General features: G+C 68.3%; 14 protein-coding genes. 6 read left to right on the top strand and 8 right to left on the bottom strand.

The genetic code is table 11. The features are described from left to right. Nucleotides 1–46: 46 nt before the first annotated feature. Genes eutC through eat form a run of 3 tightly spaced genes read right to left on the bottom strand, consistent with a single transcriptional unit; the run spans nt 47 to nt 3685 of the window. The gene (gene eutC, locus FHT32_RS22915; protein WP_176666898.1) at nt 47–838 is read right to left on the bottom strand and encodes an ethanolamine ammonia-lyase subunit EutC; all 792 of its coding nucleotides are present in this window, start codon (nt 836–838) and stop codon (nt 47–49) included. Continuing rightward, on the bottom strand, nt 835–2238 hold the full coding sequence (locus FHT32_RS22910; protein WP_176666897.1) for an ethanolamine ammonia-lyase subunit EutB: 1404 nt from the start codon (nt 2236–2238) through the stop codon (nt 835–837). Before FHT32_RS22910 ends, eutC begins: the two co-directional genes overlap by 4 nt. Before the next feature lie 19 nt (nt 2239–2257). Next, a complete protein-coding gene (gene eat, locus FHT32_RS22905) occupies nt 2258–3685 on the bottom strand; it encodes an ethanolamine permease (protein ID WP_176666896.1) in 1428 nt (475 codons plus the stop codon). Between the two features lie 178 nt (nt 3686–3863). On the opposite strand from eat, the gene FHT32_RS22900 reads away from it, so the two are divergent. Next, on the top strand, nt 3864–4232 hold the full coding sequence (locus tag FHT32_RS22900; RefSeq protein WP_176666895.1) for an FKBP-type peptidyl-prolyl cis-trans isomerase: 369 nt from the start codon (nt 3864–3866) through the stop codon (nt 4230–4232). Between the two features lie 3 nt (nt 4233–4235). Here FHT32_RS22900 and FHT32_RS22895 read toward each other — a convergent pair whose 3' ends face one another. The 4 genes from FHT32_RS22895 to FHT32_RS22880 form a co-directional block, all read right to left on the bottom strand. Next, a complete protein-coding gene (locus FHT32_RS22895; RefSeq protein WP_176666894.1) occupies nt 4236–4988 on the bottom strand; it encodes an SDR family NAD(P)-dependent oxidoreductase in 753 nt (250 codons plus the stop codon). A 220-nt stretch (nt 4989–5208) separates the two neighbouring features. Further along, nucleotides 5209–6807 carry a glucan biosynthesis protein gene (locus FHT32_RS22890; protein ID WP_176666893.1) on the bottom strand — a complete coding sequence of 533 codons (1599 nt, stop codon included), beginning with the start codon at nt 6805–6807 and terminating at the stop codon, nt 5209–5211. Nucleotides 6808–7049: 242 nt separating this feature from the next. Continuing rightward, entirely contained in the window at nt 7050–7895 is an 846-nt protein-coding gene (locus tag FHT32_RS22885; protein WP_176666892.1) for a class I SAM-dependent methyltransferase, read from the bottom strand. 123 nt (nt 7896–8018) lie between these two features. Beyond that, on the bottom strand, nt 8019–9908 hold the full coding sequence (locus tag FHT32_RS22880) for a sigma-54-dependent Fis family transcriptional regulator (protein ID WP_176666891.1): 1890 nt from the start codon (nt 9906–9908) through the stop codon (nt 8019–8021). A 215-nt stretch (nt 9909–10123) separates the two neighbouring features. Here FHT32_RS22880 and adh point away from each other — a divergent pair, with 215 nt between their 5' ends. Then, on the top strand, nt 10124–11644 hold the full coding sequence (gene adh / locus FHT32_RS22875) for an aldehyde dehydrogenase (RefSeq protein WP_176666890.1): 1521 nt from the start codon (nt 10124–10126) through the stop codon (nt 11642–11644). After that, nucleotides 11644–12042, top strand: a complete 399-nt coding sequence (locus FHT32_RS22870) for a DUF779 domain-containing protein (protein WP_176666889.1) — start codon at nt 11644–11646, stop codon at nt 12040–12042. Before adh ends, FHT32_RS22870 begins: the two co-directional genes overlap by 1 nt. 12 nt (nt 12043–12054) lie before the next feature. On the opposite strand, the gene FHT32_RS22865 is transcribed toward FHT32_RS22870, so the two are convergent. Further along, on the bottom strand, nt 12055–12975 hold the full coding sequence (locus tag FHT32_RS22865; RefSeq protein WP_176666888.1) for a LysR family transcriptional regulator: 921 nt from the start codon (nt 12973–12975) through the stop codon (nt 12055–12057). A gap of 131 nt (nt 12976–13106) precedes the next feature. Here FHT32_RS22865 and FHT32_RS22860 point away from each other — a divergent pair, with 131 nt between their 5' ends. The 3 genes from FHT32_RS22860 to FHT32_RS22850 are packed head-to-tail and all read left to right on the top strand — an operon-like array spanning nt 13107 to nt 15645. Further along, nucleotides 13107–14282: a CaiB/BaiF CoA-transferase family protein gene (locus tag FHT32_RS22860; protein ID WP_176666887.1), complete on the top strand. Its 1176-nt coding sequence runs from the start codon at nt 13107–13109 to the stop codon at nt 14280–14282. Then, nucleotides 14279–15268, top strand: a complete 990-nt coding sequence (locus FHT32_RS22855) for a hydroxymethylglutaryl-CoA lyase (protein WP_176666886.1) — start codon at nt 14279–14281, stop codon at nt 15266–15268. Before FHT32_RS22860 ends, FHT32_RS22855 begins: the two co-directional genes overlap by 4 nt. Then, a complete protein-coding gene (locus tag FHT32_RS22850) occupies nt 15265–15645 on the top strand; it encodes a VOC family protein (RefSeq protein WP_176666885.1) in 381 nt (126 codons plus the stop codon). Before FHT32_RS22855 ends, FHT32_RS22850 begins: the two co-directional genes overlap by 4 nt. The last annotated feature ends 19 nt before the right edge of the window (nt 15646–15664 follow it).

The raw sequence follows: 15664 nt of genomic DNA, 5'->3' as shown, positions 1-15664 counted from the left end.
CGAGCGTACGAAGCGCCTGTGACAGTTCCGGCCTTGCCGGCGGCGTTCAGCGCGAGATGGAAGGAGGCCGGCCCGGCTCGTCGAGCACCGCGAGGTCGCTCTCGTCCTTGAGCCCGACGCCCGTCAGGCCCCTGCGCAGGGACTCTCGCATCAGCCATGCCAGCTTGAACGCGGCCGCCTCGTAGGGCAGGCCTTCGGGGCGCACGTTGGAGATGCAGTTGCGCTCGGCGTCGTGCCGGCCGCGCTTGGGCGTGTGGGTCAGGTAGATGCCGAGGCTGTCCGGCGAGCTCAGGCCCGGGCGCTCGCCGATCAGCATGACGGAGAGTGCCGCGCCGAACAGCTCGCCCACCTCGTCGGCCAGCGCCACGCGCGCCTGCGTGGCGATGACCACCGGGGCGAAGCGGATGTCGGGCGGCAGGTGGGCGCGCAGCGCGGCCAGGAGGGGCACCGCGTGGCGCGCGACAGCCAGCGAGGAGAGCCCGTCGCCGATCACCACGCAGACATCGCAGCCGTAGCGCCGCTCGCCGAGCAGGCGGGTGGCGCAGTCCTCGTCGAGCTGGCGGCCGAGGTCGGGGCGGCGCAGGTATTCGGTGCGGTCCGCGGCGCGGCTGCGCGCGCGGGCCACTTCCCAGTGCTGTGCGGCGAGCGCTGCCTCGAGCGCATCCGCGTCGAGCGCGGCATGGATCGCGTCGCGCGCCATCGCATGGGCCCAGCCGAAGCGCAGCGTCTCGTCGGTGGGCATGCCCGAGCCGGCACGGCCCAGCGCGAGCCGCGCGGGCGTGGCCGAGCGCCATTGCGCCCACGGGTTGAGGGTGACGGGCGATTCGGGGCTGCTCATGACGCGAGTGCGGACAGCCCGCTCATGTCGGCCAGCAGCCGGTTGGAGGAAGAGGGCGAGGGCGGCGCCAGCCTGCCGGCCCCGTCGGTGATCTGCATGCGCTGCAGCCATGCCTCGAATTCGGGCGCGCGCTTGAGGCCCAGCGTGTCGCGCAGGAAGAGCGCGTCGTGGAAGGAAGTGCTCTGGTAGTTGAGCATCACGTCGTCCGCGCCCGGGATGCCCATGATGAAGTTGATGCCCGCCGTGCCCAGCAGCACGAGCAGCGTGTCCATGTCGTCCTGGTCGGCCTCGGCGTGGTTGGTGTAGCAGACGTCGCAGCCGATGGGCAGGCCCAGCAGCTTGCCGCAGAAGTGGTCTTCCAGCCCGGCGCGGATGATCTGTTTGCCGTCGTACAGGTACTCCGGCCCGATGAAGCCGACCACGGTGTTGATGAGAAAGGGCTTGTAGCGCCGCGCCAGCGCATAGGCGCGCGCCTCGCAGGTCTGCTGGTCGACGCCGAAGTTGGCGTTGGCCGACAGCGCGCTGCCCTGGCCGGTCTCGAAGTACATGACGTTGTCGCCCACGGTGCCGCGCTTGAGCGACAGCGCGGCGGCGTAGGCCTCGTCGAGCAGCTCGGGCGTCACGCCGAAGGAGAGGTTCGCCTTCTCGGTGCCCGCGATCGACTGGAACACCAGGTCGACCGGCGCGCCGGCTTCGGCGAGCTTGAGCGTGTTGGTCACGTGCGTGAGCACGCAGCTCTGCGTGGGAATCTCGAAGCGCTGGATGACCTCGTCGAGCATGTGCAGCAGGCGGCCGAGCACGGGCATGCTGTCGGAGGCGGGGTTGAGGCCGATCACCGCGTCGCCCGCGCCATAGAGCAGGCCGTCGAGCGTGGAGGCGGCCACGCCGCGCAGGTCGTCGGTCGGGTGGTTGGGCTGTAGGCGCACCGAGAGATGGCCGGGCAGGCCGATGGTGTCGCGAAAGCGCGTGACCACGCTGCACTTCTTGGCGACCGACACCAGGTCCTGGTTGCGCATGAGCTTCGAAACTGCCGCGGCCATCTCCGGCGTGAGGCCCGGTGCGAGCGCTGTGAGCGTGGCGGTGGTGGCCGCGTCGGACAGCAGCCAGTTGCGGAAGTCGCCCACCGTGAGATGCGACACCGGCGCGAAGGCCTGCGCGTCGTGGCTGTCGATGATGAGGCGCGTGATGTTGTCGCTCTCGTAGGGAATGAGCGCTTCGGTGAGGAACTGCCTGAGCGGCGTTTCGGCCAGCACGTGCCGCGCGGCCATGCGCTGCTGTGCGGTGGCCGCACCGATGCCCGCGAGGTAGTCGCCAGAGCGGGCCGGGCTTGCGAAGGCCATGACCTGGCGCAGGTCATCGAAGGCGAAGACCTGGCCGGCGATGGTGGTGCGATAGAGCATCTTCTGGAGGGGCCCGGTGTCAGGAGCCGGTGGTCCGGGAAGACAGCATCTCGTCGGGCGCTGCCGCATCGCGCTGCCCCGATGTCAGCAGGAAGTAGCCGTAGGCGGCGGCCATCAGCACGATGAACAGCAGCGTGAGCATGCCGTTGAACGACACCATCGCGCCCAGGCACACCACGCCGAGGCCCAGGGCGATGGCCGGGAACACGGGGTAGAAGGGCGCGCGGTAGGTGCGCAGCAGGTCCGGCTCGCTGCGGCGCAGCTTGAAGAGCGCGGCCATCGAGATCAGGTACATCACGATGGCGCCGAGCACAGCCATGGTCACGATGTTTGCCGTGAGCGTCTGGCCGCCGAACTGCACCCACTCGTCGCTGAAGATGGCGATGACGCCGATCACGCCGCCGGCCAGCAGCGCGCGGTGCGGCGTGTCGAAGCGCGGGCTCAGGCCGGCGAAGTAGCGCGGCAGGTAGCCCGCGCGCGCCAGCGCGAAGATCTGGCGCGAGTAGCCCATGATGATCCCGTGGAACGATGCGATCAGCCCGAAGAGGCCGATCCACACCAGCATGTGCAGCCAGCCGCTGCTCTCGCCCACCACGGCCTTCATGGCCTGCGGCAGCGGATCGTTGATGTTGGCGAGCTTGCGCCAGTCGCCCACGCCGCCCGCGAAGATCATCACGCCGAAGGCCAGCACTACCAGCGTGACGATGCCCGTTGTGTAGGCGATGGGAATGGTGCGGTGCGGGTCGCGCGCCTCCTCGGCCGCCATGGCCGCGCCCTCGATGGCCAGGAAGAACCAGATCGCGAACGGGATCGACGCGAAGATGCCCGCGATGGCCGCGCCGTTCAGCACGCTGCCGCCGGCCCAGCCGTTGGCCACGAAGTTCGCCATGGTCCAGCCCGGCGTGACCACGCCCATGAACACCAACAGCTCGACGATGGCCAGCACCGTCACGAAGAGCTCGAAGGCCGCGGCGATGCCCACGCCGATCCAGTTCAGCCCGATGAAGATCACGTACGCGCCGAGCGCGAACCACTTCGGGTTGATGCCCGGGAACTGCACGTTGAGGTATGCGCCGATGGCCAGCGCGATGGCCGGCGGCGCGAACACGAATTCGATCAGCGTCGCGAAGCCTGCGACGAAGCCGCCGTTGGGCCCGAAGGCGCGGCGCGCGTAGGCGAAAGGACCGCCCGCGTGCGGAATGGCGGTGGAAAGCTCGGTGAAGCTGAAGATGAAGGTGGTGTACATGGTCGCCACCAGCACCGTGGCGACCAGGAAGCCCAGCGTGCCGGCCGTGTTCCAGCCGTAGCTCCAACCAAAGTACTCACCCGATATGACGAGGCCCACCGCGATGCCCCAGAGCTGGACGGGGCCGAGCACCTTCTTGAGATGGCCTGTGCCTGCGGGGGCAGGCGATGCGGCCGTGCCGGCGGCGGTGGTGGAGTTCATGCGACTTCCTCTCTTCGTGAATGTTGACAGTGCACATTCGCCAAAGCAAGGGCCGTTCCACCAATGCGGCCGCGCATGAGGAGACCGGTATGGACCGCTGGCCATAATCGGGGTCTCCCAACCTTCGAGGTGTTCTGTGAAGTCTCTTTTCTGTGCCGCTCTCGTGTCCGTCCTTGCCATGCCCGCCGCGTTCGCGCAGTCCGCGCCCGTGACCACGTCCAGCGGCCTGGTCTACCAGTCGCTCAAGGAAGGCACCGGTGCATCGCCGGCGGCCACCGACGTGGTCAAGGTGCACTACCGCGGCACCTTCCCCGACAGCGGCAAGGAATTCGACAGCTCCTACAAGCGCGGCGAACCCACCGAGTTCCCGCTCAACGGCGTGATCCCGTGCTGGACCGAAGGCGTGCAGAAGATGAAGCCCGGCGGCAAGGCCAAGCTGACCTGCCCGCCTTCCATCGCATACGGCTCGCGCGGCGCCGGCGGCGTGATCCCGCCGAACGCCACGCTCAACTTCGAGGTCGAGCTGATCTCGGTCACGAAGCGCTGATCGTCAGATCTGCGCCATGCCGCCGTCGACGAACAGCTCGATGCCATTCACGAAGCTACTGTCGTCGGAGGCCAGAAAAACCACGGCCTTGGCGATTTCGTCAGGCGTGCCGACCCGGCCCAGCGGGATGTTCTGGGCCTGGCCCTCGATGAAGCCCTGCACCTGCTCCGGCGTGAGGCCCAGCAGTTCATGGGCGGGGGTCGGCACCACGCCGGGGCTCACGGCGTTCACGCGGATGCCGGCGTCCTTCAGGTCCACCGTCCAACTGCGTGCAAAGCTCCGCACAGCCGCCTTGGTGGCGCTGTAGACGCTGAAGGCCGGATTGCCCTTGATGCTGGTGATGGAGGCGTTCAGAACAATCGATGAGCCCTTGGGCATCAGCGGCAGCGCCTTCTGTACGGTGAAGAGCAGGCCGCGGACATTGGTGCCGAAGATCTTGTCGAAGTGCTCCTCGGTAATCTGACCCAGCGGCACAAGGCTGCCGCCGCCCGCGTTGGCGAACAGCACGTCGAGGCGGCCTTTTTCCTGCTTGATGGTGGCGTAGAGCCGGTCGAGGTCGTCGAGCTTCGACACGTCGCCGAGCACGCCTGTCACGTTGCGGCCGATGGTTTTCACGGCCGCGTCGAGTTCGGCCTGGCGGCGGCCGGTGATGAACACGTGCGCGCCTTCGGCCACGAAGCGTTGAGCGGTGGCCAGGCCGATGCCGCTGGTGCCGCCGGTGACGAGGGCGACCTTGTTGTCGAGCTTGAGGGTCATGACTACTTCCTTGGTTGTTGCCGCAGTGCAGCGTTGTCGGTTGGAAGAAGTTTGGGCGCGACCCCCACGCGGACCAAGACGGCGCGCGGGATTTGTCTATTCACGAATCGCCAACAATCCGGAGTTCGGAATCGGAAATCCGGCGGCAGGCCGGAAAGGCCATGGGCGTGTTTGCCCATGGCCTTTCCGACCGCCCGGCACCTGAGCGCCGAGCTTGGTTTCAACTTGGCTGGTACTGGTACAGCCAGGTTTCGGTGAGCGTCTGGTCGCCGTTCTTCAGGTACAGGCGCATGTCGATCGGTTCGTTGCCTTCGGGCGTGAAGTCGAACTGCGCGCGCCAGTGGCCCGGCACGCCGTTGGGCACGGCCTCGGCGAATACGTACGAGAACTTGCCCTTTGCCGCCGTCAGCACCACCTCGGGCTTCACGCCGAAGGGCACGGTCGTCAGCGGCTGGCCGATGAACTCCACCATGAACTTGCGCACGCCCTGCGGCCTCGGCTGGCCCGGCTGGCCGCCGCGGCCGATGCGCGTGGCCACGCAGCGCGCCAGCGGCGACGGGAAGGGCTCCTGGTCGGTCCAGTGCAGCCGGTACTGCAGGCTGTAGCTGGAGCCGGCCTTCGCGTCGGCCTTGGGCACCCAGAAGGCGACGATGTTGTCGTGGATCTCGTCGTCGGTCGGGATCTCGATGAGTTGCACCGAACCCTCGCCCCAGTCGCCCAGCGGTTCGATCCACAGGCTCGGGCGCTTCTCGTAGTTCACGCCGTCCTGGTAGTGGTCGAAGGCGCGGTCGCGCTGCAGCAGGCCGAAGCCGCGCGGCCTGGTGTCGGCGAAGGCCGATGCGCGCGTTTGCGTCGGGTTGTTGAGCGGGCGCCAGATGCGCTCGCCCGCGCCGTTCCAGATGGCCAGGCCGTCGGAGTCGTGCACCTCGGGGCGCCAGTCGATGGCGGTGGGCTTGATGGTTTCGGAGTACCAGTACATCGACGTGAGCGGCACCAGTCCCAGGCGGGCCACGTCCTTGCGCATGAACAGGCGCGCATCGATGTCCATGATGACGGCCTTGGTGCGCTGCATGACGAACTTGAACACGCCCGTCACGCTCGGCCCTTCGAGCAGCGCGTAGACCGTCATCGAGGTCGTGTTGCTGGCGGCCGGTGTCTCGAAGTAGAAGCGCGTGAAGTTCGGGAACTCCTCGGGCCGGTCGGGCACCGCCACGTCGAGCGCGATGCCGCGCGCCGAGAGGCCGTATTGGTAGAGCTCGCCGATGGCGCGGAAGTAAGAGGCGCCGAGGAAGGCCACCCAGTCGTTCTTCTGCCAGTCGAGCTTGCCCTGGTCGCCCAGGCGGCTTTCCTGAAGGCGGAAGCCGGCGAAGCCTGCGCCGGGCGGCAGCGAGCGCGCGGGGCTGTCGGGCGGCATCGAGAAGTAGGAGGGGCTGTAGAGCACCTCGCGCGCGAAGGCGTCGCCGTCGGTGTTCTCCAGAACGTTCATGCGTACCGGGGTCTGGAAGAAGCGCCCCAGATGAAAGAAGGTGACCGGGAAGGCGCCCGGGCCGTCGCGGAAGAGGGCGTTGGCCGGGTCGAACTTGATCTTGCCGTGCGCGTCGTAGTCGATGCGCTCGAGCACCTCGGGTGCCAGCGGCGCGGGTGCGGCATAGGGCTTGGCGGCCAGCGCCTTCGCCTGCGCGACCAGCGCGTCGAAGGAGAAGGGGGTGGGCTGGCTCAGTTGCAGGCCGTTGGCGGCCAGTGCCTCTTCGGGCAGTCCGAGGGCGGCGAGTGCGGCAGCGGCACCACCGGCGGCAAGGAAGGATCGGCGATCAAGCATGTGGTTCTTGAGGGTTGCGAATCTTGGGGAAGAGGGAGATGAGAGGAAGAAAAAGGCCGTCGAGGTCGGGTGGAAGGCGGGAACGATAGAGCATTCTCCGCCTCATCCCGCCCGATGCCCCGCTCGATGACCGGGAACACCCCCGAGCTTGGCACGGCCAGGCGGCTTGCCGCGTCAGCCAATCCGCGCAGCGCAGGCCGGACAAAGCCGGCAATCCGCCCCGTCTCCGGAAAATTGTGCCTTCATGTATCGGCGGTTTGGTCCGTTGCCGTCAGCGCGTAGAGCGCGTAGAGCGGCACGCCCAAGAACAGCATGACCATCGGCGCGAACAGCGTGTAGGGCAGGCCGAAGCCTTCGAGCACCCGGTAGGTGCCGTCGAGGCCCAGGCGCGGATGGGGCTGCGTCAGTTCGGCCGAGCGGCGGATGCCCCACTTGAATTCGGCCCCGGTCACGCGCACCGACGGATGCTGCCTGCCGCGCCCCACCGCCAGCCAGCACATCGCGTCGAAGGCCAGCACCGAGCCCGCAGGGGCGCGCTCGCCGAAGGTGGCGAGCACCGCCTGGACCTGCTCGGGCTCCAGGTACATCAGCACGCCTTCGGTGAAGAGGAACACCGGCTGCGCGTCGCGCTTGCCCGGCAGGCCCAGTTGCTCCCACCAATCGGAGGCGGTGAGGTCGAGTTCGCGCAGGTCGTGGCGCTCGCCGGGCTCGGGAAGCAATTCGCGGCGCAGTTCGAGCACCTCTGGCAGGTCGGCATCGGTCATGCGCGACTTGCCGTCGTCGAGCCACTGGAAGTAGTGGCTCAGGCCGCAGCCCATGTTCACGATGCGTGCGCCGGGGTGCAGCTTGAGGAAGTCCTGTGCCAGGCTGCGGAAGCGCCGGGTGCGCGAGAGGATGCCGTAGATGGTGGCCCGGTCTTCCGGCAGCGGGTCGCCCTCGTCGCGGATCTGTTCGAGGATGCCCGCGGCATATGCGTCGCGCACGGCCACCTGCGGGAACATCGTGTCGCCCGAGGCGCGCGCGGCCAGGGGAATCCGCAGGGTGGAGGGAACGGCGGACAGGCGGCGGACGGATTTGCGGGTGGTCATGAATGCTGAAGCTGCGCTTCGCGCAAAGTCTGGCCGCTCCGGCACCCCGGGGCAAGTCAGTCTTTGGTAGCGGTCGGCGGTGCGTGCCGGGCGTGATATGGGCCCGGGCGCGTACGTTCGACGTCAGTCGGCGGCTGGCTTGCCGCGCTGGCGCGCGAGATGCCGGTAGATCGTGCTGCGATGAATGCCCAGCCTGCGCGCGGCTTTCGCGACGTCGTGGTCGCAGGCCTTCAGCGCTTCGTCGAGGGCGTGGCGCGTCATCGCCTGCAGGGGAGCCGCCTGCGGCGGTTCCGACATCGGCGCCTGCCCGGCATGTGCCACGTGACCGCTCAACAGATGCGGCGGAAGCATGGCCGCCGTCACCGCATCACCCGCATCGGCCAGCGCCACGATGGAGCGCAGCGTGCTGCGCAGTTCGCGCACATTGCCGGGCCAGCGGTATGCAGCCAAGGCTTCCAGCGCGTCGGCCTCCAGCTGCAGATGCTTCGCCGCGCCGCCCGCTTCGAGGAACAGCCGCGAGATCAGCGCATGCCTGTCGTCGCGCTGCCTCAGCGCCGGCAGCGTGACGGTGAAGCCGGCCACCCGGTACATCAGGTCCGCACGAAAGCGGCCGGCCTCCACCAGCGAGGGCAGATGGCCGTGCGTGGCGCAGACCAGGTCGAAGTCCACCGGCACGCCCTGGCCGCCGCCCAGAGGGGTGACCACGCGTTCCTCCAGCACGCGCAGCAGGCGGGTCTGCAGGGCCAGCGGTATCTCCGCGATCTCGTCGAGAAACAGCACGCCGCCGTCGGCTTCGCGGATGCGGCCGGCCATGCCCTTGCGCCTGGCACCGGTGAAGGCGCCTTGCTCGTAGCCGAAGAGTTCCGACTCGATCAGCGTCTCGGGCAGCGAGGCGCAATCCACCGCGACGAAGGGACCTGCGCTGCGCCGGCTGGCGGCATGCAGCCGGCGCGAGAACACCTCCTTGCCGCTGCCGGTCTCGCCGTTGACCAGCACCGAGACGCCTTCGTTGAGCACCCGCACGGCCTTGTGCAGCAGCGGCTGCACGTCGTCGGTCTCGGCTGCGCCCTGCGATGGCACTGATGACACGCTGCGCCGCTGCGTCGCACGTGTGCTGCCCGGCGTGCTCGAGCGCTCCATCACCGTCGCGATCTGCCGCCCGCCCGGCAGTGTGAGCAGGCCGCGCCGGTACTCCATGCGCGGCCAGTTCGGGCCGAGGAAGTCGTCGGCGTCCAGGTCGAGCAGGTCTTTCCAGGAGCGGCCGAACAGCTCGAGCGCCACGCGGTTGGCCGCGACGATGCGGCCTCCCTCGATCACCATCAGCCCCTCGCGCGCCGTGCCGATCAGCGCCGGCCGCGCATGGAAGCGCAGCACGTGGCCGCCGGCCTCGGCCAGCAACATGCGGTGCTCGACCTGCTGCGCCGCCATGCGCACCAGTCCGAGCGCGTGCGTGTTCACGCGCACGGTTTCACCCGAGATGTCGAGCGCGCCCGCGAGCTCGCCGCGCCCGGTGAAGATCGGCGCCGCCGCGCAGCCGAGCCCGCCGTTCTGCTCCAGGTAGTGCTCGCCGCCCAGCACCATCAGCGCCTCGCGCTCGGCCAGCGCGGTGCCGATGGCGTTGGTGCCCCGATGGTGCTCCGACCATTCCACGCCCGGCTGCAGCGCAATGCGCTGGGCCTTGGGCAGGAAGTCGGGGCTGCCGATCTCCTCGAGGATGAGCCCGCTGGCGTCCGACAGGATCACCACGCAGCCGTTGCCTATCGCATGCTCGGCCAGGCCGTCGAGCTCGGGCTGCGCGCAGTTCAAGAGGCGCACGGCCTGCTCGCGCCTTTCGCTCAGCAGGGCGAGCGCCATCGGCTCGGGGTCGACGGCATGGTGGTCGACCGGGCGGCTGCGCTGCCAGGAGCGCGAGATGTGCGGCGCGATCCAGGGCGCAGGGTCGGCGCCCTGGCCGAAGAAGAGCTCCCGGGCCTGTGCCACTGCGATCGACGGCAACTGCGCCTGTGCACTCATGCGTGTCTCCGATGGTGTTTCGCCTTGTGCGACATCGTAGTCGCCATGTTCGCCGGAACATGTCGCAGATTGCGAATGAAAACCCGCTGCCGGGGCCGGCTTCCTCCGGCACGGCGCTCCGGGAATCTACCGATCCGGCCGGGTACGCGGCTTGCGCTTGAGCGTGCGGCCGCCGCATGTCGCGGTGCCATCACTCTGCACATGGAGACAACGTCATGGACATGCTCGAACCGGGCAAATTCGGTACCGCGGTGCCTTTCAAGAAGCGCTACGGCAACTACATCGGCGGCGAATGGGTCGCACCGGCGGAGAACCAGTATTTCGAGAACATCACGCCCGTCACCGGCAAGGTCTTCTGCGAGGTGCCTCGCTCCACCGCGGCCGACATCGAACGTGCGCTGGACGCCGCGCACAAGGCCAAGACTGCCTGGGGCCGCACCTCGACCACCGAGCGCGCGAACATCCTCAACAGGATCGCCGATCGCATGCAGGAGAACCTGGCCATCCTCGCGGCGGCCGAGACCTGGGACAACGGCAAGCCCATCCGAGAGACCACCGCCGCCGACCTGCCGCTGGCCATCGACCACTTCCGCTACTTCGCCTCGTGCGTGCGCTCGCAGGAAGGCGGCATCAGCGAGATCGACCATGAAACCTTCGCGTACCACTTCCATGAGCCCATCGGCGTGGTCGGTCAGATCATTCCGTGGAACTTCCCGATCCTGATGGCGGTGTGGAAGCTGGCGCCCGCGCTCGCGGCCGGCAACTGCGTGGTGATCAAGCCAGCCGAGCAGACGCCGGTGTCGATCCTGGTGCTGATGGAAGTGATCGGCGACCTGCTGCCGCCGGGCGTGCTGAACGTGGTCAACGGCTTCGGCGTGGAGGCGGGTAAGCCGCTGGCGTCGAGCAACCGCATCGGCAAGATCGCTTTCACCGGCGAGACCACCACCGGCCGGCTGATCTCGCAGTACGCGAGCCAGAACCTGATTCCGGTCACGCTGGAGCTGGGCGGCAAGTCGCCCAACATCTTCTTCGCCGACGTGATGGACAAGGACGACGCCTTCTTCGACAAGGCGCTCGAAGGCTTCGCGATGTTCGCGCTGAACCAGGGCGAGGTCTGCACCTGCCCGTCGCGCGCGCTGATCCAGGAGTCGATCTACGACCGCTTCATGGAGCGCGCACTCAAGCGCGTGGCCGCCATCAAGCAGGGCAGCCCGCTGGACATGGCCACCATGATCGGCGCGCAGGCCTCCAGCGAGCAGCTGGAGAAGATCCTGTCGTACCTCGACATCGGCAGGCAGGAGGGCGCGAGGGTGCTGATCGGCGGCGAGCGCCAGCAGTTCGAAGGCGACCTCGCCGGCGGCTACTACGTGAAGCCGACCGTGTTCAGGGGCAACAACAGGATGCGCATCTTCCAGGAAGAAATCTTCGGCCCGGTGGTCTCGGTCACCACCTTCAAGGACGAGGAAGAGGCGCTGGCGATTGCCAACGACACCCTCTACGGCCTCGGCGCCGGCGTGTGGAGCCGCGACATGAACCGCGCCTTCCGCATGGGCCGCGGCATCCAGGCCGGCCGAGTGTGGACCAACTGCTACCACCACTATCCGGCGCACGCGGCCTTCGGCGGCTACAAGCAGTCGGGCATCGGCCGCGAGAACCACAAGATGATGCTCGACCACTACCAGCAGACCAAGAACCTGCTGGTGAGCTACAGCGAGAACAAGCTGGGCTTCTTCTGATGAGCGGCAACGGCGAAGTCCTGCGCGTCACCGCGACCGATGCCGCGCTCGCGCTGACCGACAGGCTCGCCGCCAGGCACGGCCCGCTGATGTTCCATCAGTCGGGCGGCTGCTGCGACGGCAGCGCGCCAATGTGCTACGCCCTGGGCGAGTTCATCGTGGGCGACTACGACCGGCTGCTGGGGCACATCGGCGGCATGCCGTTCTACATCAGCGGGCCGCAGTTCGAGTATTGGCAGCACACGCAGCTGATCATCGACGTGGTGCCGGGGCGCGGCGGCATGTTCTCGCTGGAGGGGCCGCAGGGCGTGCGGTTCTTGACGCGCTCGCGGCTCTTCACCGACGAGGAGTGGGCGGTGCTGGAGGCCGGGGAGGCGAGCCGGACTCGTCGAGCCTGATCGGGTGGGGTCTCAGGCTCCGGCCGGGTGCAGGAGCTGTCGCACCAGCAGCTTCGCAGCAGGGGACAGGTCGGCCCCCGTCTTCGTCGCCATCAGCAGCCGCCGCGTGGCCCACACATCCCTGAGCCGCACGACCTTCAGGTCGAGCGCCTCCACCTGCGCCTTGCACGCCGCCAGCGGCACCACGCCGATGCCCAGGTTGGCGGCGATCATGTGGCACATCGCGTCGAAGCTGCGCACTTGCACGCGCAGGCGCATCGGGATGCCGGCCTGCTCGGCCGCGCGCGAAGTGAGTTCGAGCAGCGAGCTGCTGCGGTTCAGCCCCACGAACTCGTGCGCGAGGCAGCTCCTGAAATCCGTCTGCTTCACGCGGCTTCGCGCCAGCGGATGCTGCCTTGCGCACAGCACCACGAGCTCGTCGGTCTGGAAGGGCTGCACGTCGAGACCGTAGGCAGGGGTGTTCTCGGCGAACACGCCGACGTCTGCCAGCCCGTCGACGAGCGCGCGCACGATGTCGCCGCTGAGCTGCTCCTCGACCTCGACGCGGATGTCGGGGTGCTGCGCGAGGAAGGCCGCGAGCGTGGTGGGCAGGAACTCCGTCAGCGCCGACATGTTGGCCCACAGCCGAACATGGCCGCGCACGCCGCTCGAGTAGTCGCCGAGCTCGCTGCTGAACTGCTCGAAGCCCTGGAAAAGCCGCATCGCATGCTGCATCGCCACATGGCCCGCGGGCGTGAGGGCTATGCCTTGCGAACTGCGCTCTAGCAGCTTCGATCCGGTGGCCGCTTCGAAATCGGAGAGCCGCCTGCTCGCCGCCGAGAGCGCGAGGTGGCATGCCTCCGCGCCCTTGGTGATGCTGCCGGATTGCGCGACAGCGCAGAACAGGCGAAGCGTCACGAAATCGACACGCGCGGGATTGATGGTGCTGGCCATCGGCGGATTCTAGGGAGAGCCGAGGGCGCCCCTTCGCATTTCGCGAAGAGGTGCTGCCGCCAAAGCAATTCCGCATTCCGCGATCCGTTCCTAGAGTCGGGGCCAGCCCAACCAAGGAGACGGACGCGGACATGAATGCACTCGAAGGCCTGAAGGTGCTGGAGCTCGGCCAGCTCATCGCCGGACCCTTCGCCGGCAAGACGCTGGCGGAGTTCGGCGCCGACGTGATCAAGGTCGAGTCGGCCGGCGTCGGCGATCCGCTGCGCAAGTGGCGGCTGCTGCGCGACAACGGCACCTCGGCGTGGTGGGAGGTGCAGTCGCGCAACAAGCGCTCGGTGTGCCTGGACCTGCGCAGCACCGAAGGTCAGGAGGCCGTGCGCGCACTGGCGGTCGAGGCCGACGTGCTGATCGAGAACTTCAAGCCCGGCACGCTCGAAGGCTGGGGCCTGGGCTGGGAAGAGCTGCATGCGCTGAACCCGCGTCTCATCATGCTGCGCATCTCGGGCTACGGGCAGACAGGGCCCTATCGCGACAAGCCCGGCTTCGGCGTGCTCGGCGAATCGATGGGCGGCCTGCGCTACCTGAGCGGCGAGCCGGGGCGGGTGCCGGTGCGCGTGGGTGTGTCGCTGGGTGACACGCTGGCGGCGCTGCATGGCGTGATCGGCGTGCTGACTGCGCTGCACCACCGCACCGTCCATGGCGGCGAAGGGCAGTTCATCGACGTGGCGCTCTACGAGTCGGTGTTCAACGTGATGGAAAGCCTGCTGCCGGAGTACGACGCGTTCGGAGCCGTGCGCGAGCGCGCCGGCAGCGCGCTGCCCGGCATCGCGCCGACCAACGCCTACCGCTGCGCAGACGGCCACTACGTGCTGGTGGCCGGCAACGGCGACAGCATCTTCCGGCGCCTGATGCGCGCCATCGGCCGCGAAGACCTGGAAAACGACCCCGGGTTGCTTCATAACGACGGCCGCGTGCTGCGCGTGGAGGAGATCGACGCCGCCATCGAGGCGTGGACGCTGCAGCGCAGCCGCGACGAGGTGCTGGCCGCGCTCGATGCGGCGGGCGTGCCGGTCGGTCGCATCTACACGGTGGCCGACATCGCGAGCGACCCGCAATACCTGGCGCGCGGAATGATCGTGGAAGCACCGACTTCCGACGGCTCCACGCTCAAGGTGCCGGGCGTGGTGCCCAAGCTCAGCGCCACGCCGGGCCGCATTGCGCACCCCGCGCCGCGGCTGGGCGAGCACGATGGCGATCTGCGCGGCGGCGGATGGCCCGTGCGCCGCAGCGAAGGAGTGGCGGCATGAAGGCGGGCAACGGCACGCGGCTTTTCATCAACGAGGTCGCCACGCGCGACGGCTTCCAGATGGAGAGCCGCTTCATCCCCACGGAGGACAAGATCGCGCTGATCGACCGGCTCAGCGGCCTGGGCTACGCGAAGATCGAAGTCACGTCGTTCACCTCGGCGAAGGCGATTCCCGCGCTGCGCGACGGCGAGGAGGTGATGAATCGCATCGCCCGCCGCCCCGGCGTGGTCTACACAGCGCTGGTGCCCAATGTGCGCGGTGCGGAGCGCGCGCTGGAAAGCCGCATCGACGAGTTCAACATCGTCATGTCCGCGAGCGAAACGCACAACCTCGCCAACCTGCGGATGACGCGGGAGCAGTCGTTCGCGCAGCTGGCCGGCGTGATCGGGCTGGCGAAGCAGGCTGGCGTGCCGGTGAACGTGTCGCTCTCATGCGTGTTCGGCTGCCCGATGGAGGGCGAGGTGCCGCTGGCTTCCGTGCAGGACTGGATCGACCGCTTCGCCGCGCTGGAGGTGCAGGGCATCACGCTGTGCGACACCACGGGCATGGCCTATCCCACGCAGGTGGGCGAGATCTGCGAAGCGGTGATGGCGAGTCATCCGGCGCTGCAATGGACGGCCCACTTCCACAACACGCGCGGCATGGGGCTGGTGAACACGGTGGCGGCGGTGGAGGCCGGCATCCGCCGGCTCGACATGTCGCTCGGCGGCATCGGCGGCTGTCCCTACGCGCCCGGCGCGACCGGCAACGTGGCGACCGAGGACGTGGTCCACATGCTGCAGTGCATGGGCTACGACACCGGCATGGATCTCGCGGGCCTTATCGGCACCGCGGTGGCGCTGGAGGCGCTGCTGCAGCACGATCTGCCCGCCCAGGTTTCGCGCGCCGGCCATCGGCTGAAGCGGCATGCGCCGCCGCTGGATTTCAACGACATCGTGGCTCGCGCACGGGAGCGCGGGCACGCACCGAAGGAGCTGCAGCCATGATCGACCACCTGGACCACCTCGTGCTGACCACCGCGCACGAAGAAGCCTGCATCCGCTTCTACGTCGACGTGATGGGCATGTCTCTGGAAAGCTTCGGCGCCGGGCGCAAGGCCTTCCGCTTCGGCAACCAGAAGATCAACCTGCATGTGAAGGGCCACGAGTTCGAGCCCAAGGCGCAGCTGCCCACGCCCGGCTCGCTGGACCTGTGCTTCATCGCCAGCGTGCCGCTCGACGAAGTCATTGCCCGTCTTGCCGAGCAGGGCGTGCCGATCCTCGAAGGGCCGGTGATGCGCACGGGCGCGACCTCGCGCATCCGCTCGGTCTATGCGCGCGACCCCGATCTCAACCTGATCGAGATCTCGGAGCTGTCGCCCTGAGGGCGAGGCGCCGAAGACA

Source organism: Variovorax sp. SG517 (genome assembly GCF_013376045.1).
Taxonomy (GTDB): domain Bacteria; phylum Pseudomonadota; class Gammaproteobacteria; order Burkholderiales; family Burkholderiaceae_C; genus Variovorax.
This window is presented reverse-complemented; position numbering and strand designations above follow the sequence as displayed.

Coding starts and splice junctions, on each gene's coding strand:
- eutC (WP_176666898.1), bottom strand. CDS start 838: ATGAGCAGCCCCGAATCGCCCGTCACCCTCAACCCGTGGGCGCAATGG.
- FHT32_RS22910 (WP_176666897.1), bottom strand. CDS start 2,238: ATGCTCTATCGCACCACCATCGCCGGCCAGGTCTTCGCCTTCGATGAC.
- eat (WP_176666896.1), bottom strand. CDS start 3,685: ATGAACTCCACCACCGCCGCCGGCACGGCCGCATCGCCTGCCCCCGCA.
- FHT32_RS22900 (WP_176666895.1), top strand. CDS start 3,864: ATGCCCGCCGCGTTCGCGCAGTCCGCGCCCGTGACCACGTCCAGCGGC.
- FHT32_RS22895 (WP_176666894.1), bottom strand. CDS start 4,988: ATGACCCTCAAGCTCGACAACAAGGTCGCCCTCGTCACCGGCGGCACC.
- FHT32_RS22890 (WP_176666893.1), bottom strand. CDS start 6,807: ATGCTTGATCGCCGATCCTTCCTTGCCGCCGGTGGTGCCGCTGCCGCA.
- FHT32_RS22885 (WP_176666892.1), bottom strand. CDS start 7,895: ATGACCACCCGCAAATCCGTCCGCCGCCTGTCCGCCGTTCCCTCCACC.
- FHT32_RS22880 (WP_176666891.1), bottom strand. CDS start 9,908: ATGAGTGCACAGGCGCAGTTGCCGTCGATCGCAGTGGCACAGGCCCGG.
- adh (WP_176666890.1), top strand. CDS start 10,124: ATGGACATGCTCGAACCGGGCAAATTCGGTACCGCGGTGCCTTTCAAG.
- FHT32_RS22870 (WP_176666889.1), top strand. CDS start 11,644: ATGAGCGGCAACGGCGAAGTCCTGCGCGTCACCGCGACCGATGCCGCG.
- FHT32_RS22865 (WP_176666888.1), bottom strand. CDS start 12,975: ATGGCCAGCACCATCAATCCCGCGCGTGTCGATTTCGTGACGCTTCGC.
- FHT32_RS22860 (WP_176666887.1), top strand. CDS start 13,107: ATGAATGCACTCGAAGGCCTGAAGGTGCTGGAGCTCGGCCAGCTCATC.
- FHT32_RS22855 (WP_176666886.1), top strand. CDS start 14,279: ATGAAGGCGGGCAACGGCACGCGGCTTTTCATCAACGAGGTCGCCACG.
- FHT32_RS22850 (WP_176666885.1), top strand. CDS start 15,265: ATGATCGACCACCTGGACCACCTCGTGCTGACCACCGCGCACGAAGAA.